Origin of the sequence: Streptomyces lincolnensis (assembly GCF_001685355.1) — a bacterium.
GTDB lineage: Bacteria > Actinomycetota > Actinomycetes > Streptomycetales > Streptomycetaceae > Streptomyces > Streptomyces lincolnensis.
This window is the reverse complement of the sequence record NZ_CP016438.1, coordinates 5,094,837-5,113,887: the sequence shown is the minus strand read 5'-3', so window position 1 is coordinate 5,113,887 and position 19,051 is coordinate 5,094,837. Positions and strand designations below refer to the sequence as shown.

The window sequence follows — 19,051 nt, the reverse complement described above, 5'->3', positions numbered from 1 at the left end:
GGGACACGCGGGGGTGTGTCTCTCACCGACGGGGCGCGAGAGGGGTCGTATCGCTCGTCGTGGGGGAAGCAAGGGGGGTAAGCGAAGGGGGAGGGGCAACGCACAGCCATGGGTGAGGTCTTCGCCGGACGGTACGAACTGGTCGACCCGATCGGACGTGGAGGGGTCGGCGCCGTCTGGCGTGCCTGGGACCACCGACGCCGCCGGTACGTGGCCGCCAAGGTCCTCCAACAGCGGGACGCGCACGCGCTGTTGCGGTTCGTCCGCGAGCAGGCGCTGCGCATCGACCACCCCCATGTGCTGGCCCCCGCCAGCTGGGCGGCCGACGACGACCAGGTCCTGTTCACCATGGACCTGGTCGCCGGCGGCTCCCTGGTCCATCTGGTCAACGACTACGGTCCGCTGCCCCCTGGCTTCGTCTGCACCCTGCTCGACCAGCTCCTGGCGGGCCTCGCCGCGGTGCACGGGGAAGGCGTCGTGCACCGTGACGTCAAGCCCGCCAACCTGCTGCTCGAAGCCACCGGCACGGCGCGTCCGCGGCTGCGGCTGTCCGACTTCGGCATCGCCATGCGCCTGGGCGAGCCCCGCCTGACGGACACCAACCTCGTGGTCGGGACGCCCGGCTACATCGCGCCCGAGCAGATGCTGGGCGCCGAACCGGACTTCCCCGCGGACCTGTTCGCCGTGGGACTGGTCGCCCTGTACCTGTTGGAGGGCGCCAAGCCGGACACCAAGGCCCTCGTCCAGTACTTCGCGGCCCACGGCATGCCGAGCGCGCCCAAGGGCATACCCGAGCCGCTGTGGCAGGTCGTGGCCTCTCTGCTCCAACCGGACCCCCAGGCGCGCTTCCGCACCGCCACGGGCGCGCGCAAGGCCCTCGCGGCCGCCGTGGAGCTCCTGCCCGAGCCCGGCCCCGACGACGAACTCATCGAGATCTTCGACCAACTCGGCCCCCTGCCCCCCGGTTTCGCCCCCCACGGCCCACTCCAGCGAGCCCCGGGGGTGGAGACCACGACCAAGACCTCCCGCACGGGGAACGGGCGTGACAGCGCCGCCGGAAGCCGGTCGGACAGTGGGGTCGAGTCGGGTAGCTGGGGTGGCTCGGAGGCGGGGAGCGAGGCGGTCGACCGTGGCGGGTCCGGTGATCCGGGCGGCGAGGACAGCGGAGTCGGCTCGGGCGGCGCGGGTGCCTCGGGCGGCGGGAGCGGTGTAGGCGGCGAGATGGGCGGGGCCTACCCGGCCGCCGGGACGGGCTTCAGCGGGCACGCGAGCTACGGCGAGGGCTCGGGCTCCAGGTCCGGTGCGGGCTACGGGCACGGTGCCGGCCCTGGAAGCGATGCAGGCTCCGGGACCGGTACCGGTGTCGGCAGGAACGAGGGGAGTAAGGGAGGCTGGGGTGGAGCGAGCGGTTGGGGCGGTGCGGGCGACGGCGCGGCCCCTGCTCAGGGAACGCCCGGTGCTCAGGGAACGCCCGGCCGGGCCGCCGAGGTCTCCCGGCCCGGTTCGGGCCCTCCGTCCATCCACCCGATGACGGACCCCGCGGCCGCCGCGGCCGGATACGCCGGCTACTCCGACGCGGGTCCCGAGCCCGCCCGCCCGGTTGAGGGACCCGCGCACCCAGGTCGGGGATTCGCACCGGATCAGCCTGACACGGGCTCGCTCTTCAGCAACCCAAGGGCGCCCGGCCGGGGCGGCAACGGGTCGTCCGGCGAGGGCGTCTCCGTCTCCGGGGAACCCGGCGTAGGCCCTCACCAGCCATCCGACGCCATGGGCCACCACCGGCCGCCCGGTACAGCCGCCCCCGAGCCATCCGGACCGGGAAACCCCGGCGTGCCCCAGTCCTCCGGCACCGCCACCCCCGGCTGGTCCGACGCCGGCCGCTCCATCCCGTCCCACACCACGGGCCCGGAACCGTCCACGCCCTCGCAGCCGAGCAGCATGTCGGACACGGGCAGCTTCCACCTGTCACCCCCGCAGACCACCGGATCCACCCCCCGGACACACACGCAGCCCCCGCAGCCGCCACGGGCTCAACCGCAGCCAGAAGCCCAGCCACAACCCCACCAGGGACCAGCGCACCAGTCCCCCCACTTCGCCCCGCACGACCCGGCGCATGCGCTGTCCTCCCCCCGGTCGGTCGCCCCCCACTACCCGGCTCATCCCCCGACCACGGCACTGCACCGGAGCAACGAACCCTCTACTGTTTCGTACACCGCTCAGGCCCCCCGGGTTCCACCTCCCGCGCAGGCAATTTCGCAGCCTCGCCACCGCGCCCGCCGCGCCGCACGCCGTCGCTCCGGCCCGCCCGCCAAGGTCGCGATCCCGATCCTGCTGCTGGCGCTCGCCTGCTACGCCGTGGGTTTCTGGGCCCTGACCCAGCTCTGAAGCCCGCCAGGCAGCCCCCGCCCCCACAGCCCTCGCCCGCGCAGCCACAGACCCAGACCCAACCTCCCCACCCCTACCCCCCGGCCCCAACCCTCCGACGCCCCACCCCCACCCACACCCCAAGCACCGCCAACAGCACAGTCCCGCCCCCGAGCCCACCCACCGCAAGCAGCTTCATCGCGGTGTCACCACCCCCCGCGGCTCCACCCCCGTCCCCACCGACCGCGTCGCCCCCGGCAACCGTCCCGCCACCACGCCCCGTCACCGCGAACACCCCGCGCGGATCGGACTCCCCCGCATACCCGGGACCGTTCTTCGGCACCCCCGAGACCCGGACGCGCAGCGTCATCCCGAACGGCCCGTCGCCGAACTTGTCGGCCACCTGCTCCGAGAGATGCACGACGAGGTAGTAGGAACCGGCGAAGCGCATCCCGCTCACCCGGTCGGCCACGGCATAGCGGTTGGGATGGGCGACCGGAGGCAGCGCGCGCAGGCCGGCCTCCCGCTGCCTGCCGTCGTAGAGGGCGCCGCCGCCGTCGACGTAGCCGCGCACGGGGTTGTAGAGGGACAGGGTCAGCGCTCTGGCCACGACGCCGTCGCCCCCGCCGGAGCTGCTCAGTTCGGCGGTGGCGTGGAGCTGCTGTCCCCAGTCGACGGGCACGGCGTAGAAGAGCGTCTCCCCCGGCAGGAGGTCGTCCCGCCAGGCGCCCTGCCCGACGGATGCCGCCGTGGCGAAACCAAGGCCGCCGGGGCGGCGCCGGGCCTCGCCGGTCACGGGTGCGGGCGAGGCGGAGTCCCAGACCTCGGGGGCGTTCGTCTCGCCGGCCTGGTCGAGGCGCGGCTCGGACACCGTGGCGATCTCCAGATCCCAGTCGTCCGGCGCGGACTCCTCCCTGTGGATGCGTTCGACGACGACGTAGTACACGCCGGCCTTCTCGCACCGCGCGCCGGCGCGTGACGCGTCGCGTGCGCCCAGGGCCGTCAGGGGACGGGGACTGCGGTCCGTACCGATGCTGACGGTGTCGATGGAGCAGGAGTGACTGTTGCCGTCCTGGACGGACACCCGCATGCCCTCGGTGGCGGAGACCGTCGTACCGGGCGGAGGAACGGCCGTCACAGCGACGTACGCGGTCGAGGTGGCGTCGAGTTCGAGGCGGTAGTAGAACGCGCCCTCGACGGGCAGGGAGCTGCGGTACGTCGCCCCCTGTGCCAGGCGCTCGGCGTCCGCCGTGCTCAAGGAGCCCTCGACCGACGGGGCGTCCGCGGCGAAGGCGTAGGGGCTCGGCGGCCCGGCCGCCCAGGCATCCGCTCCGGGCAGCGCGGCCGCCGTGCCCATCACCAGACCCACGACGGCCACCCGCACGGCCGCCGACGCACGACCACGACCCGGACCACGACCGGGGCCAAAGCGGCGACCGAGGCCAAGCCCACACCGCGATTCGCCCCGCCACCACGCCGTGCGCCGCCCCACCACGCGCCCGCCCATCACGCGCCACCCCACTCGTCGTTGCCAGGACCGTGCGACCGTGGCCCATCCTGCCCCGCCGAGCCACACGCCATCCCTGCAATCCGCACGGGCGTCCGAAACACCGGACCGGGCAACACAAAACCCCGACCGCAAGGCGGCCGGGGTCTGCTCAGAACCGAATCTCGGTACTCACGAACCCGTGGGCACGGAGTCAGTCGCCTCCGTCCACAGATCCTGCTCGGCGCGATCCGCCTGGATCTGGCGGTACACGAGGAGCCCGCCGATGGCGGCCAGTGCGACCAGGAGAAGCTTCTTCACCGCGCGACCTCGTCTTTCCTTGACGTAGGGGACCTCTGGCGCCCGACTATACACACCGACCGAGACCGATCGGTGACCTACGTCGGGGCTCAACTCCCGTCCGGATCACCGCAGTAGAAGCGGACGGCAGTGCTCCGATCAGAGGGTGATCACACCCTCACGGCGGGTGACCTTTTGCGCCCCTTCTCCCACATCACCGCCTTTTCCGCCTCCTTGCACCCATCCGTGTGGTGTTCATCTGAAGATCGACGCGCCACGGGCGTCGATCCACCACTTCGCGACCTCCATACACATCATGAGGAAAGTACGCAAATCGCCCAACCCGAAAGTGAGGGAATCATGGCCCGGAACAAGGTCATGCACCTGTGGACGGCGGTCGTCACCGCCTTCCTCGCACTGTGCACGGCGCTCGGCCTCATCACCACGACCGCCGCCGCGGCCGTACCCCAGACCTCGACGACCCGCAACAGCAGCACGGAGGCGACGGCACTGGAGCTGTCCGCCTGGTCCGAGCTCTACGAGCGGTGGTCGCACGACAGATCCCTGCCGCCCACGATGAAGCAGCGGATCCGCGCCGAGGCCCACGGCAAGACCCCCAGCTGCCGCCACCGCCCCACCACGGACGCAGACGCAGACGCGGACACAGACGCTGGGGCGGGCGCCGGCCCGGACACAGAAGCGACCGACACACCCTGCACCACGGACGCGGACGCGGGCGCGCACGCGGCACCGGCCGCCCCCTGATACATGACGAAAGCGGGCGCCCCCCGCTTGGGGAACACCCGCTCTCCTGGACCTGCTTCTGTGGGGCTAACAGGATTTGAACCTGTGGCCTCATCCTTATCAGGGATGCGCTCTAACCAACTGAGCTATAGCCCCGCCGCGCTCTGCGGTGTGTGTCCCGCGCGCTGACTCCTGAAGATTAGCGCACGACGCGGGCAGTCCCAAAATCGGTTCTCACAGAACGCTCAGCGAGTGTTTGAACCGGTCGTACCGGTCCTCACTCGTCCTCGGCCAGCGTCAGCTCGACGCCGCCGACGAAGCCCGCGGAGAGGTTGTAGATGAAAGCGCCGAGAGTCGCGAGGGCCGTCGCCAGGATGACGTCGATGACCGCGATGATCGACGTGAAGATCAGAACGTTCGGCAGGGAGAGGAACGACTGGAGGTCGAAACCGTTGGACTCGTTCGAGCCGGTCGCCTCCGAGATCGTGCCCCCCACCGTCGAGAAGACGCCCATCGCGTCCATGACCATCCACAGCACGGCCGCCGCCACGATCGTGCAGATGCCGAGAGCGATGGAGAGCAGGAAGCTGACTTTCATGACGGACCACGGGTCGGCCTTGGAGACCCTCAGACGCGCCTTGCGGGTGCGCGGAGTGGTGCGCGCGCCGGTGCGCGGACGTCGTACGGCACTGGAGGGCGCCTGCGCCGGGTAGGCCTGCGGCGGGTGATAGGGCCCCGCCGGCTGCTCGGGCTGCCGTTCGCCGGGCAGCGGAGAGGTCGTCGTCTTCGGCGCCGCCTGAGAGGCGGGCTGCGGTTGAGGCTGAGCCGCCGGCTGAGGTTGCGGCTGGCCCCCCGGAGTGGCCGGGGCCGAGGCCCGGTCCGCGCCGCCGGCGGGCCGCTTGGCCTGCGGACCTCGGGTGTCCGTCACAGTTCCCCCCTGGGATCCATGCGTGTCGGGCGAGCGCACCTCGGTCGAAGGCGGCTTGATCGCCTGAAGGTTGGTCGTGTGCGGATCTGTTGTCTTCGCGGCGGAGCCACGGCCGCCGCCGTCCGTCTCCGGACCGGTAGAAGGACCGGTCGAGGTTCCGGTCGATCCGGCGCCCGTGGCTCCGCTCACGATGACTCACTCCTCGTGCTACTCGGTCGAGGGCGCCTCGCCCTCGTCCGTGCCGGTGGTCGCGACACCCTCGGCGGTCTCGTCGACGGCCACATCGCCGTCGACCTCCTCCGCCTCGCGCCCAGCCTCGGCGTTACGTGCGATACCGACCACGGCATCGCGCTTGCCCAGGTTGATCAGTTGGACGCCCATGGTGTCACGGCCCGTCTCCCTGACCTCGTTGACTCGCGTACGAATCACACCGCCGCCCAGCGTGATGGCGAGGATCTCGTCGGTCTCCTCGACCACCAGCGCGCCGACGAGAGAACCACGGTCCTCCACGATCTTGGCGGCCTTGATGCCGAGGCCACCGCGACCCTGGACGCGGTACTCGTCGACGGCGGTCCGCTTCGCGTACCCGCCGTCTGTGGCAGTGAACACGAACGTACCGGGTCGAACAACATTCATCGAGAGCAGCTGGTCTCCCTCACGGAAGCTCATGCCCTTGACACCCGAGGTCGCGCGGCCCATCGGACGGAGTGCGTCATCCGTCGCCGTGAACCTGATCGACTGCGCCTTCTTGCTGATCAGAAGCAGATCGTCCTCGGATGAAACGAGTTCGGCTCCGATCAGTTCGTCGTCCGAACCGTCCTCCGTCTCCCGGAGGTTGATCGCGATGACGCCACCGGAACGCGGCGAATCGTAATCCTTCAGAGGCGTCTTCTTCACCAGACCACCCTTGGTGGCCAAGACAAGGTACGGCGCCACGTCGTAGGTGCGGATGGCGAGGATCTCGGCGATCGCCTCGTCCGGCTGGAAGGCCAGCAGGTTGGCGACGTGCTGTCCACGCGCCTCCCGGCCGGCGTCCGGCAGCTCGTAGGCCTTGGCCCGGTAGACGCGGCCCTTGTTGGTGAAGAACAGCAGCCAGTGGTGCGTGGTCGACACGAAGAAGTGGTCGACGATGTCGTCTTCCTTGAGCTTCGTACCGCGCACGCCCTTGCCGCCGCGCTTCTGCGCCCGGTAGTCGACGGTCTTGGTGCGCTTGACGTAACCGCCGCGCGTCACCGTGACGACGATGTCCTCCTCGGCGATCAGGTCCTCGATGGACATGTCACCGTCGTAGGGCACCAGCATGGTCTTGCGGTCGTCGCCGTACTTCTCGACGATCGCGGCGAGCTCCTCGCTGACGATGCCGCGCTGGCGGACCGGCGAGGCCAGGATCGCGTTGTACTCGGTGATCTTCGCCTGGAGCTCGTCGTGCTCCTGGACGATCTTCTGACGTTCCAGGGCGGCCAGTCGGCGCAGCTGCATCTCGAGGATGGCGTTCGCCTGGATCTCGTCGATCGCCAGGAGCTCCATCAGGCCCGTGCGCGCGATGTCGACGGTGTCGCTGCGCCGGATCAGCGCGATGACCTCGTCGATGGCGTCCAGGGCCTTGAGCAGACCGCGCAGGATGTGCGCCCGCTCCTCGGCCTTGCGCAGACGGAACTTCGTACGCCGGACGATGACCTCGATCTGGTGCGTCACCCAGTGGCGGATGAACGCGTCCAGCGAGAGGGTCCTCGGCACACCGTCGACCAGCGCCAGCATGTTGGCGCTGAAGTTCGACTGCAGGTCCGTGTGCTTGTACAGGTTGTTCAGTACGACCTTGGCGACCGCGTCACGCTTCAGGACGATGACGAGACGCTGACCCGTACGGGAGCTGGTCTCGTCCCGGACGTCCGCGATGCCGCCGACCTTGCCGTCCTTCACCAGGTCGGCGATCTTCTGAGCGAGATTGTCGGGGTTGGTCTGGTACGGCAGTTCCGTGACCACCAGGCACTGGCGGTTCTGGATCTCCTCGACCGCGACGACCGCCCGCATGGTGATGGAGCCACGGCCCGTGCGGTAGGCCTCTTCGATGCCCTTACGGCCGACGACGAGCGCGCCGGTCGGGAAGTCCGGGCCCTTGATGCGCTCGATGAGCGCGTCCAGGAGCTCCTCGTGCGAGGCCTCGGGATTCTCCAGGTACCACTGGGCGCCGGAGGCGACCTCGCGCAGGTTGTGCGGGGGGATGTTGGTGGCCATGCCGACCGCGATACCGGCCGAACCGTTGATCAGCAGGTTCGGGAAGCGCGCCGGCAGGACGGTCGGCTCCTGGGAGCGGCCGTCGTAGTTGTCCGTGAAGTCGACGGTCTCCTCGTCGATGTCACGGACCATCTCCATCGACAGCGGCGCCATCTTGCACTCGGTGTAGCGCATGGCCGCCGCCGGGTCGTTGCCCGGGGAGCCGAAGTTGCCGTTGGAGTCCACCAGCGGCATCCGCATCGACCACGACTGCGCGAGGCGGACCAGCGCGTCGTAGATCGAGGAGTCGCCGTGCGGGTGGTAGTTGCCCATGACGTCGCCGACGACACGGGCGCACTTGTAGAAGCCGCGCTCGGGGCGGTAGCCGCCGTCGTACATCGCGTACAGGACGCGGCGGTGGACGGGCTTGAGGCCGTCCCTGACGTCCGGCAGCGCGCGGGAGACGATGACGGACATCGCGTAGTCGAGGTACGAGCGCTGCATCTCCGTCTCGAGCCCGACGGGCTCGACACGCTGGGCGATGGCGCCGCCCTCTTCAGGCGTGAGCGGGCCGGAAGAAAGGTCTGGGGTCTCGTCGGTCATTGCTGGTGAAGATCCTTCCTGGTGCGGTCAGCTGAGACCGACTCAGATGTCGAGGAAGCGGACGTCCTTGGCGTTGCGCTGGATGAACTGGCGGCGCGCCTCGACGTCCTCGCCCATCAGGACCGAGAACAGGTCGTCGGCCTGGGCGGCGTCGTCGAGGGTGACCTGACCGAGGACGCGGTGCTCCTGGTCCATGGTCGTGATGCGCAGTTCCTCGGCGTTCATCTCGCCGAGACCCTTGAAGCGCTGGATCGAGTCCTCGCGGATGCGCTTGCCGCGCTGGCGGCCCAGCTCGATCAGCGCGTCGCGCTCGCGGTCGGAGTACGCGTACTCCACCTCGTCCCGGCCCCACTTGATCTTGTAGAGCGGGGGGCGGGACAGGAACACGTGCCCGGCCTCGACCAGCGGCCGCATGAAGCGGAACAGGAAGGTCAGCAGCAGGGTGCTGATGTGCTGGCCGTCGACGTCGGCGTCCGCCATCAGGATGATCTTGTGATAGCGCAGCTTCTCGATGTCGAAGTCCTCGTGGACTCCGGTACCGAAGGCCGAGATCAGCGCCTGGATCTCCTGGTTCTGGAGGATCTTGTCGATCCGCGCCTTCTCGACGTTCAGGATCTTGCCGCGGATCGGGAGGATCGCCTGGTACTCGGGGTTGCGGCCGGACTTGGCCGAGCCGCCGGCGGAGTCACCCTCGACGATGAAGATCTCGCACTTGGTGGGGTCGTTCGACTGGCAGTCGGAGAGCTTGCCCGGAAGGGAGGCCGTCTCCAGCAGACCCTTGCGGCGGGTGAGGTCACGGGCCTTGCGGGCCGCCACGCGCGCGGTGGCCGCCTGGATGCCCTTGCGGATGATGTCCGCGGCCTCGTTCGGGTTGCGGTCCAGCCAGTCGTTGAGGTGCTCGTAGACGACCTTCTGGACGAAGGTCTTCACCTCGGTGTTGCCCAGCTTGGTCTTCGTCTGGCCCTCGAACTGCGGTTCACTCAGCTTCACCGAGATGATCGCGGTCAGACCCTCGCGGATGTCGTCACCCGTGAGGTTGTCGTCCTTCTCCCGCAGCAGCTTCTTGTCGCGCGCGTACTTGTTGATCAGCGAGGTCAGCGCGGCCCGGAAGCCCTCTTCGTGCGTGCCGCCCTCGTGCGTGTGGATGATGTTGGCGAAGGAGTACACGCCCTCGGTGTAGCCACCGTTCCACTGCATGGCGAGTTCGAGGGACAGGCTCCTGTCCTTGTCCTCCGCCTCAAGGTCGATCACGGTGGGGTGCACCACGTCTCCCTTGCGGGAGTTGAGGTACTTCACGAAGTCGACGATGCCGCCCTCGTAGTGGTACGAGACGTGCTTGACCTCGTGCTTCTCGTCCTCGCCCGCCTCGTCCGCGCCGGCGGTGGCCTTCGCCGACTCGCGCTCGTCGGTGAGGTTGATCCGCAGACCCTTGTTGAGGAACGCCATCTCCTGGAAGCGCCGTGACAGCGTCTCGAAGGAGTAGTCGGTGGTCTCGAAGATGTCCGGGTCGGCCCAGAAGGTGACCGTGGTGCCGTGCTCGTCCGTGGCCTCGTGCTGGGCCAGCGGGGCCGTCGGGACGCCCAACTTGTAGTCCTGCGTCCAGCGGTGGCCGTCGGTCTTGATCTCGACGGACACCTTGGTCGACAGGGCGTTCACGACGGAGACACCCACGCCGTGCAGACCGCCGGAGACCGCGTAGCCGCCGCCACCGAACTTTCCGCCCGCGTGCAGGACCGTCAGCACGACCTCGACGGCCGGCTTGCCCTCGGAGGGGACGATGCCGACCGGGATGCCACGGCCGTTGTCGATGACGCGTACGCCGCCGTCGGCGAGGATCGTGACGTCGATGGTGTCCGCGTGACCGGCCAGCGCCTCGTCGACCGAGTTGTCGACGACCTCCTGGACCAGGTGGTGCAGACCGCGCTCACCTGTTGAGCCGATGTACATACCGGGTCGCTTGCGGACCGCGTCCAGACCCTCGAGGACGGTGATGGCACTGGCGTCGTACGAGGCTGTGACCTCGCCGTTCGACGAGATCGCCGCAGCGTCGGTGGACGGGATGTTCTCGTTGGGGTTGCCGGAATCGGCCACGAAGCGCCCTTTCTGGCACAGCACGAGCCGGGCTCGTCGGCGGGTTGCCGGAGCGGCTGCGGCATGTTGCGTTGGTAAGCCTTGATCAGCGTTGCTCAGCTTGTCCCGGACGGTCCCCACGAATGGGGCGGGATTAGCTTCCAGTCTACCGGTAGCGCCGACAGTGATGGGGGTTTGCCGGTACCTGAGTCCTCATGTGGCGCCCTCAACCGGCGTCTTCCGGGTCCCCATATACGGAGCGGTGCTCCAAGAGGCTCACGGAGGCACTCAGCGCTTTCGGCTGTCAACCCTTTGCTACTTGGGAGTCAGGTCGAAATTCGCAACCGCGTGCAGTGGCACGGCGGAGCCGCCCACGCGGAACAGACGTGATGTAAGTCACCCGTAAGCGTCGTCGGACCGACCGCTGCCGGGAGCCCTCAGAGGGCCGTAACGACGGGCAGGACCGCTGGGGCCCTGCACCTTGATCAGCGTCACCGCGCCGTGCCCGAGGTCCTGGTTGAGACGGGCGACCAGCTGCGGCGCGAGCAGGCGCAGGTTCGTCGCCCAGGCCGTGGAGTCGCAGCGCACGACGAGCACCCGCTCGTCCTCGTTGTACGTCTCCGGCACACAGTGCTTGGCGACGTCCTCGCCGACGATCTGCGGCCAGCGGCCCATCACCCCGCCCACCGCGGCCGGCGTCTCCCAGCCGCGCTCGGTGATCAGCCGGTTGATGGCGGAGCCGAGCGCCATGGGGTCGCGGCCGTCGGCGCGCGCGCCGGAGCGCAGGCCGCCGCCACGGCGCGCCTGCTTCTTCTGCTGTGCCGCGTCCCCACGCGCGCGTGCCTGTTCCTTAGCCGCCCGCAGCGCCACGCGCGCGAGGTCGACGCCGGAGGGTTCGGGGGCCTTGCCGGGACCGTCGGCCGGGGGCTCGTCGGCGCTCATGCGCGCTCCACCGCCCCGTCGGCCACCGTGAACCGCGTCCCCGTCAGCACGTGCGGTACGTCGTCGTCGACCGCGGCGGTGACCAGGACCTGCTCGCCGGGCGCGACCAGCTCGGCCAGCCGCTCGCGCCGCCGGGTGTCCAGCTCGGCGAAGACGTCGTCGAGGACGAGCACCGGCTCGTTCCCCTCGGCCCGCAGCAGGTCGTAGGAGGCCAGCCGCAGCGCGAGCGCGTAGGACCACGACTCCCCGTGCGAGGCGTACCCCTTGGCGGGCAGCTGGCCCAGCTTGAGCAGCACGTCGTCCCGATGCGGTCCCACGAGGGTGACGCCCCGCTCGATCTCCTGCTTGCGCGCCTCGGCGAGCGCGGCCGTCAACTGCTCGTAGAGGTCGTCGCGCGTGTGGGCCTCGCCCGGCGCGGACGGCTTGTAGTCGAGGGCGACCGGGCCGCCGCCGGGGGCCAGTTGCTCGTACGCCTTGTCGGCGAGCGGCTGGAGCGCGGCGATCAGGTCGAGCCGCTGGGCGAGCAGTTCGGAGCCTACGCGCGCGAGGTGCTGGTCCCAGATGTCGAGGGTGGACATGTCCATGGAGCGGCCGCCGTGCCGTCGGGCGAGCGCGGCCGACTTCAGGAGGGTGTTGCGCTGCTTCAGCACACGCTCGTAGTCGGAGCGCACGCCGGCCATGCGCGGGGAGCGGGCGGTGATCAGCTCGTCGAGGAAGCGGCGCCGCTCCCCGGGGTCGCCCTTCACCAGGGCCAGGTCCTCGGGGGCGAACAGCACGGTCCGCACGATCCCCAGGACGTCACGCGGCCTGACCTGCGAGGACCTGTTGATCCGGGCGCGGTTGGCCCGGCCCGGGTTCAGCTCCAGCTCGATCAGCTGCTGCCGCTCGCCCTGCCTGACCTGCGCCCGGACGATGGCCCGGTCGGCGCCCATACGGACCAGCGGGGCGTCGGAGGAGACCCGGTGGCTGCCGAGGGTGGCGAGGTAGCCGACCGCCTCGACCAGGTTCGTCTTGCCCTGCCCGTTGGGGCCCACGAAGGCGGTGACGCCCGGGTCGAGCGGCACTTCAACCCGGGCGTACGAGCGGAAGTCGGCCAGCGACAGATGCGTGACGTGCATGGTCGGGCGGCGACCTCCCCCAGCTTGTGGACCGCCGAGCAGTCCTGTGGATTACTTCTTCTCGACCGCGTGGCCGCCGAACTGGTTGCGCAGCGCCGCGATCATCTTCATCTGCGGAGAGTCCTCCTGGCGCGAGGCGAACCTCGCGAAGAGGGAGGCCGTGATCGCGGGCAGCGGCACGGCGTGGTCGATGGCGGCTTCCACAGTCCAGCGTCCCTCGCCGGAGTCCTGTGCAAAACCCTTCAGCCTGTCGAGGTGCTCGTCCTCGTCGAGGGCGTTCACCGCGAGATCCAGCAGCCAGGAACGGATGACCGTGCCCTCCTGCCAGGAGCGGAAGACCTCCCGGACGTCGGTCACGGAGTCGACCTTCTCCAGCAGCTCCCAGCCCTCGGCGTAGGCCTGCATCATCGCGTACTCGATGCCGTTGTGGACCATCTTCGCGAAGTGGCCGGCGCCGACCTTGCCGGCGTGCACCGCTCCGAGGTCGCCCTCGGGCTTGAGGGCGTCGAAGACCGGCTGCACCTTGGCGACGTTCTCCGCGTCGCCGCCGTACATCAGCGCGTAGCCGTTCTCCAGGCCCCAGACGCCGCCGGAGACACCGCAGTCGACGAAGCCGATGCCCTTGGCTGCCAGCTCCTCGGCGTGCTTCTCGTCGTCCGTCCAGCGGGAGTTGCCGCCGTCCACGACGACGTCACCAGGCTCCAGAAGTTCGGCCAGCTCGTCGACGGTCGCCTGGGTCGGACCGCCGGCCGGGACCATCACCCACACGACCCGCGGGCCCTTGAGCTTGCCCACAAGCTCTTCGAGGCTGTGGACATCCGCGAGTTCCGGGTTGCGGTCGTATCCGACGACGGTGTGGCCCGCGCGGCGGATCCGCTCGCGCATGTTGCCGCCCATCTTGCCGAGGCCGACGAGACCGAGCTCCATCAGTTGTTCCTTAGGTTGCTGTGGCGTGTGAGGCACTTTCGTACCCACGTCCGAGCCTAAACCCGGACGCTCACGCACACCTGTGGGCATACGCGCTCAAACGTACGCCCCGACCTGCGGGTTCTCCGAAGGGAGCCGTCAGCCGCTGAGCCGCACCGGCATGATCAGGTACTTGTAGGCCTCGTCCGCCTCGGCGTCCAGCGCGGGCTTGCCGCTCAGCAGCGCGGGCTTCGTCGACGTCGTGAACGACAGCTGGGCCACCGGGGAGTCGATGGCGCTCAGGCCGTCCAGCAGGAAGGTCGGGTTGAAGGCGATCGAGACGTCGTCGCCCTCCAGCTGGGCGTCGACCCTTTCCACAGCCTGTGCGTCGTCGCTGGAACCGGCCTCCAGGATCAGCACGCCCTGCTCGAAGCTGAGCCGCACCGGGGTGTTGCGCTCGGCGACCAGCGCCACACGCTTGACGGCCTCCACGAAGGGGGCGGTCTCGATCACGGCGATGGAGTTGAACTCCGTCGGGAACAGCGAGCGGTACTTCGGGAGGTCGCCCTCCAGGAGGCGGGTCGTCGTACGACGGCCGGCGCCCTCGAAACCGATCAGGCCCTCACCCGCGCCGGAGCCGGAGAGCGCCAGGGTGACGCTGTCGCCGCTCGTGAGCGCCTTGGCGGTGTCCAGGAGCGTCTTGGCGGGCACCAGGGCCACTGCGGACGCCTCGGGGTTCTCCGGCTTCCACAGGAACTCGCGGACCGCGAAGCGGTAGCGGTCGGTGGAGGCCAGCGTGACGGTGTCGCCCTCGATCTCGATGCGCACACCGGTCAGGACCGGCAGCGTGTCGTCGCGGCCGGCGGCGATGGCCACCTGGGCGGCGGCGGAGGCGAAGACCTCACCGGGGACGGTGCCGGTCGCGGTCGGCATCTGGGGCAGTGCCGGGTACTCCTCCACAGGCAGGGTGTGGAGTGTGAACCGGGAGGAGCCGCAGACCACCGTCGCCCGTACACCGTCTGTGGAAATCTCCACCGGGCGGTTGGGGAGAGCTCGGCAGATGTCGGCGAGCAGGCGGCCGGAGACCAGGACCGTGCCCTCCTCCTCGACCTCGGCCTCGACGGACACCCGTGCGGAGACCTCGTAGTCGAAGCTGGAGAGGCTCAGCTGGCCCTCCTCGGCCTTCAGCAGGAGGCCGGCGAGGACAGGCGCCGGCGGACGGGCCGGGAGGCTGCGAGCCGCCCAGGCCACTGCCTCCGCGAGTACGTCGCGTTCCACCCGGATCTTCACTGTTGCCGCCTCCTGCTGTTGCCGGCGCTTCTCGGCCTGCCTGGCTTCGTCGTCTGTCTCGGTGTCGTCGGCCCCGATGCGGGGAAGGACGCCGGGGAACAGTCTGACGCACCCCACTGACAGTAGGTGCCTCTCGGGGTCAAGTCGTGACGAGGGGCAGCCGAGGGCCGGACGGCGAGTTGTGCACAGGCCCCACTTCGAAACGGATTCCCAGCTCTCTCTAGTTGTCAGTAGTAGTAGGGGCTGTGGATACCGTGGATAACCGCGTTTTCGCAGGTCAGACCGGAAATTTTGTCCACTGGCCCTGTGGGCGGAGGCGGTGGACAACCGGGGTTCTCTGTGGAGAACAGAAAGTTCTGCACACCCCGTGCACAGGGCGAGGCGACTTCTCCCCAACGTCGTCCCCAGCTTTACCCACCTTTCCCACAGGCCAACCCGGCACCTTCGTGTGACGCCTTTCACTCGACCCGGTGATCAGGCGCGTCGCGTTGCCGAACAGTGGACAGGGATGTGGAGAAGCTGGTGATCGCTGGGGACAACCGCCCTCAGCCTGTGGGTTGTCGGTGGACAACTTCGTGCACAGCTTGTGGATCACCGCGCTGTCCACAAGCTGTGGAGATCCTTCGTCCACGAATCCACAGCCACCTGACCTCGCCCGATGGTCTCTCGACGGGAGCGCCTGTGGACGCGATCTGGACAACTTCCCGGTCCCCAGGGTGTGGACGGGAAAAAGTCGCCGAATCTGTGGAGAGAGGCCGTAACGCGGCAGGTAATCGAACAGCGGGAGACCCCGGGACGACGAAGGGCGCCCCGGGGAACTCGTCCCGGGGCGCCCTTCGTCGTCGTCAGGCTGTCGCGATCAGCCGTTCTTGATGCGGTTCGTCAGCTCCGTCACCTGGTTGTAGATCGAGCGCCGCTCGGCCATCAGATTGCGGATCTTGCGGTCGGCGTGCATGACCGTGGTGTGGTCGCGGCCGCCGAACAGGGCGCCGATCTTGGGCAGGGAGAGGTCCGTCAGCTCGCGGCACAGGTACATCGCGATCTGCCGGGCCGTCACCAGCGCGCGGCCGCGGGAGGTGCCGCACAGGTCCTCGATCGTGAGACCGAAGTAGTCGGCGGTGGCGGCCATGATGGCCGTCGAGGTGATCTCGGGGGCCGAGTCCTCGCCGCCGGGGATCAGGTCCTTCAGGACGATCTCCGTCAGGCCCAGGTCCACCGGCTGCCGGTTGAGCGACGCGAACGCCGTCACCCGGATCAGCGCCCCCTCCAGCTCGCGGATGTTGCGCGAGATCCGGGAGGCGATGAACTCCAGTACCTCCGGCGGGGCGTTGAGCTGCTCCTGGACCGCCTTCTTGCGCAGGATCGCGATCCGCGTCTCCAGCTCGGGCGGCTGGACGTCGGTGATCAGACCCCACTCGAAACGGTTCCGCAGCCGGTCCTCCAGCGTGACCAGCTGCTTCGGCGGCCGGTCGGAGGACAGCACGATCTGCTTGTTGGCGTTGTGGAGCGTGTTGAAGGTGTGGAAGAACTCCTCCTGCGTCGACTCCTTGTCCGCCAGGAACTGGATGTCGTCGACGAGCAGGATGTCCATCTCGCGGTAGCGCTTGCGGAAGCTGTCGCCCTTGCCGTCGCGGATGGAGTTGATGAACTCGTTGGTGAACTCCTCCGAGCTCACGTACCGCACCCGCGTGCCCGGGTAGAGGCTGCGCGCGTAGTGCCCGATCGCGTGCAGCAGGTGCGTTTTGCCGAGCCCGGACTCCCCGTAGATGAAGAGGGGGTTGTACGCCTTCGCCGGCGCCTCGGCGACCGCCACGGCGGCCGCGTGCGCGAAGCGGTTGGAGGCGCCGATGACGAACGTGTCGAAGAGGTACTTCGGGTTCAGGCGCGCGGTCGGCTCACCGGGGCCGGTCGCCGGCGCGGGCTTCGCGGCCAGCGGGCCGGGGGCTCCGGTGGTGGGCAGCGCCGAGCCGACGGGGCCGCCCCGATGGACGTGTCCGGACGGCTGCTCCGGGAGCTCACGCCGCACGTCACGCTGGTCGTAGTCGGAGCGGGGCTTGTCGTAGTCCGGCCGCTGGTCGTAATCGGGGCGCGGCTTGTCGTAGTCGGGCCGCTGGGAGTCGTACGACGGGCGCTCCATCGACTGCGGGCGGTAGTCCTGCCCGTAGGAGTCCTGGGGCGGTGCCCCGTACTGGTCCTGCGGCGGCGAACCGTAGGAGTCCTGGGAGGGCGACGCGTACGGGTCGCGTTCCGGGAAGCCGAGCCGCGGCTGCTGCCAGCCGTAGTCGTCCTGCTGCGGGGAACGGGGCCAGGCGCCGGGTTCCGGGCGCTGGTACTCACCGGGGTAGGCGGGGCGGGCGGTCGGCAGCTGGTCGGCGCGGGGCTGGTGGTCGCCCTGGGGGCCGGGGCGCGGCTGGTCGTAGTCGGGCCGTTGGTCGTCGGCGCGGTGGCGGCCGTATCCCTCGTAGGGGGACGGCGGGTGCTCGGGCTCCTCGTAGCGGGACTGGGGCCGGGCCGGGGGCGCCGACGGGGCCGGGGGCTCGCCCGCGGAGTCGTCGACGGTGATCGCGATACGGATCGGCCGACCGCACTCACGGGTCAGCGCCTCGCTGACCACCGGGGCCAGGCGGCCCTCCAGTACGCCCTTCGCAAATTCGTTCGGAACGGCGAGCAGGGCGGTGTCCGCGACGAGCGCGAGCGGCTGGCAGCGGCGGATCCAGCGCTCGTCCTTGCTCTCCACCCCCTGTCCGCGGCCCTCACCCAGTAGGTGCTCCAGTACTCGTGGCCACACTGCGGCAAGATCGGCAGGTACGTCAGCCACAGGGCACGCTCTCTCACGGGTCCCACGAACGTGTGGTTCGGGACGGGTAGGGATTCAAATGGGGTGGAGCCCAAAACGAGGGGGTCAGAGGAACGAACGGGAGTCCAGCCACGGTAGTCAGGGCGATGGGTGCGGTTCAAGTTGTTGTCCCCAGGCTGTGGATAGTGTCTCCCGCTGACCGCTGGTTTGACCGGATGGCGCAGCCGCGCGTACCGTAACCAGGTCGAGTTGTCGATGGCTGCTGCCGCCTGCCTCCGATGGGCACAGATCGCGATCGGGTGATCGGGAAGCGGTGCACTCGGGCGTTACTGCGAGCTACTCGTGGGCGCACGGTGACAGCCAGGACGGCACCCCGCAACCACCGATTTATTTCTGGAGCCCCCGAGTGAGCAAGCGCACCTTCCAGCCGAACAACCGCCGCCGCGCGAAGACCCACGGCTTCCGCCTGCGGATGCGCACCCGTGCCGGCCGCGCGATTCTCGCGAACCGTCGCAGCAAGGGTCGCGCCAACCTGTCCGCCTGATCCCGATCAGGTCATGACGTCGTGCTGCCTACCGAGCATCGGCTGAGGCGGCGCGAGGACTTCGCGACCGCGGTACGACGGGGTCGTCGGGCTGGCCGCCCGTCTCTCGTCGTCCATCTTCGTAGCGGTGCCACGAACCCGCACGCGCCTGGGGAGAGCGCTCCCCCGACACGTGCGGGTTTCGTCGTCAGCAAGGCCGTGGGGGGTGCGGTGGTGCGCAACAAGGTGAAGCGCAGGCTTCGCCATCTGATGCGCGATCGAATCGCCCAGCTGCCCCCCGGTAGCCTGGTAGTCGTACGAGCGCTGCCCGGTGCGGGCGACGCCGACCACGCACAACTGGCCCGAGACCTGGATGCCGCCATCGAGCGGCTGCTGGGAGGGGGCGCGCGATGAAGTACCCGCTGCTGGCGCTGATCAAGCTGTACCAGTGGACCATCAGCCCGTTGCTCGGGCCGGTGTGCAAGTACTACCCGTCGTGCTCCCACTACGGCTTCCAGGCCATCGACCGTCATGGTGCGGTCAAGGGAACGGCACTCACGGCCTGGCGCATCCTGCGATGCAATCCGTGGTCGCTGGGCGGCGTGGACCATGTCCCGCCGCGCAAGCGTCCGCGGTGGCACGAAATGTTGCGTAACGCCTGGCGTGCACGCAAGGGCGGGCCCTCCTCCGCCGAACCGGCCACCGAGGGGCAGGCTCCTTCGAGCCCGGCCGCAGAGACCCCGTCCCATGCCCAAGGAGCATGATT

The 19,051-nt window shown here is 69.4% G+C and carries 15 protein-coding genes and 1 tRNA gene; 5 read left to right on the top strand and 11 right to left on the bottom strand.

Features of this window, described 5'->3' with window-relative positions; all coding sequences use genetic code 11:
- Window positions 1-108 precede the first annotated feature (108 nt).
- Window positions 109-2,385, top strand: coding sequence for a serine/threonine protein kinase (locus SLINC_RS49400; RefSeq protein WP_079164670.1), 2,277 nt, complete (start codon window positions 109-111; stop codon window positions 2,383-2,385).
- Window positions 2,386-2,458: 73 nt separating this feature from the next.
- On the opposite strand, the gene SLINC_RS22735 is transcribed toward SLINC_RS49400, so the two are convergent.
- Together SLINC_RS22735 and SLINC_RS48840 are read right to left on the bottom strand one after the other, a co-directional pair.
- Window positions 2,459-3,733, bottom strand: a complete 1,275-nt coding sequence (locus SLINC_RS22735) for a hypothetical protein (protein ID WP_225988359.1) — start codon at window positions 3,731-3,733, stop codon at window positions 2,459-2,461.
- Between the two features lie 309 nt (window positions 3,734-4,042).
- On the bottom strand, window positions 4,043-4,171 hold the full coding sequence (locus tag SLINC_RS48840) for a DLW-39 family protein (protein ID WP_003999697.1): 129 nt from the start codon (window positions 4,169-4,171) through the stop codon (window positions 4,043-4,045).
- 339 nt (window positions 4,172-4,510) lie between these two features.
- Between SLINC_RS48840 and SLINC_RS22730 the strand changes: the two genes are divergently transcribed.
- Complete coding sequence (locus tag SLINC_RS22730) at window positions 4,511-4,915, top strand: DUF6344 domain-containing protein (RefSeq protein ID WP_067436182.1); 405 nt, start codon at window positions 4,511-4,513, stop codon at window positions 4,913-4,915.
- A 61-nt stretch (window positions 4,916-4,976) separates the two neighbouring features.
- Here the strand turns inward: SLINC_RS22730 and SLINC_RS22725 are convergent.
- From SLINC_RS22725 to dnaA, 9 genes are all read right to left on the bottom strand, one after another.
- Window positions 4,977-5,050, bottom strand: a tRNA-Ile gene (locus SLINC_RS22725).
- Between the two features lie 121 nt (window positions 5,051-5,171).
- Window positions 5,172-6,011 carry a DUF3566 domain-containing protein gene (locus SLINC_RS22720; RefSeq protein WP_067436179.1) on the bottom strand — a complete coding sequence of 280 codons (840 nt, stop codon included), beginning with the start codon at window positions 6,009-6,011 and terminating at the stop codon, window positions 5,172-5,174.
- A gap of 18 nt (window positions 6,012-6,029) precedes the next feature.
- Window positions 6,030-8,639 (bottom strand): DNA gyrase subunit A, encoded by a 2,610-nt coding sequence (gyrA, locus tag SLINC_RS22715; protein ID WP_067436176.1) that lies wholly within the window; start codon window positions 8,637-8,639, stop codon window positions 6,030-6,032.
- 42 nt (window positions 8,640-8,681) lie between these two features.
- Window positions 8,682-10,730: a DNA topoisomerase (ATP-hydrolyzing) subunit B gene (gene gyrB / locus SLINC_RS22710; RefSeq protein WP_182449192.1), complete on the bottom strand. Its 2,049-nt coding sequence runs from the start codon at window positions 10,728-10,730 to the stop codon at window positions 8,682-8,684.
- A 375-nt stretch (window positions 10,731-11,105) separates the two neighbouring features.
- Complete coding sequence (locus SLINC_RS22705) at window positions 11,106-11,651, bottom strand: DciA family protein (RefSeq protein WP_067436170.1); 546 nt, start codon at window positions 11,649-11,651, stop codon at window positions 11,106-11,108.
- A complete protein-coding gene (recF, locus tag SLINC_RS22700; protein WP_067436166.1) occupies window positions 11,648-12,769 on the bottom strand; it encodes a DNA replication/repair protein RecF in 1,122 nt (373 codons plus the stop codon). The genes SLINC_RS22705 and recF overlap by 4 nt, the downstream gene beginning before the upstream one ends.
- A 51-nt stretch (window positions 12,770-12,820) precedes the next feature.
- Window positions 12,821-13,696 (bottom strand): phosphogluconate dehydrogenase (NAD(+)-dependent, decarboxylating), encoded by an 876-nt coding sequence (gnd, locus tag SLINC_RS22695; protein WP_067436163.1) that lies wholly within the window; start codon window positions 13,694-13,696, stop codon window positions 12,821-12,823.
- Between the two features lie 138 nt (window positions 13,697-13,834).
- A complete protein-coding gene (gene dnaN, locus SLINC_RS22690) occupies window positions 13,835-14,965 on the bottom strand; it encodes a DNA polymerase III subunit beta (protein WP_067436160.1) in 1,131 nt (376 codons plus the stop codon).
- A gap of 859 nt (window positions 14,966-15,824) precedes the next feature.
- Window positions 15,825-17,783 (bottom strand): chromosomal replication initiator protein DnaA, encoded by a 1,959-nt coding sequence (gene dnaA, locus SLINC_RS22685; RefSeq protein ID WP_079164667.1) that lies wholly within the window; start codon window positions 17,781-17,783, stop codon window positions 15,825-15,827.
- A 385-nt stretch (window positions 17,784-18,168) separates the two neighbouring features.
- Between dnaA and rpmH the strand changes: the two genes are divergently transcribed.
- Genes rpmH through yidD form a run of 3 tightly spaced genes read left to right on the top strand, consistent with a single transcriptional unit; the run spans window position 18,169 to window position 19,049 of the window.
- Window positions 18,169-18,306, top strand: coding sequence for a 50S ribosomal protein L34 (gene rpmH / locus SLINC_RS22680; RefSeq protein ID WP_018846094.1), 138 nt, complete (start codon window positions 18,169-18,171; stop codon window positions 18,304-18,306).
- Window positions 18,307-18,327: 21 nt separating this feature from the next.
- Window positions 18,328-18,699 (top strand): ribonuclease P protein component, encoded by a 372-nt coding sequence (gene rnpA, locus SLINC_RS46110; protein ID WP_079164666.1) that lies wholly within the window; start codon window positions 18,328-18,330, stop codon window positions 18,697-18,699.
- Window positions 18,696-19,049, top strand: coding sequence for a membrane protein insertion efficiency factor YidD (gene yidD / locus SLINC_RS22670; RefSeq protein ID WP_067436151.1), 354 nt, complete (start codon window positions 18,696-18,698; stop codon window positions 19,047-19,049). Before rnpA ends, yidD begins: the two co-directional genes overlap by 4 nt.
- Window positions 19,050-19,051: the final 2 nt, after the last annotated feature.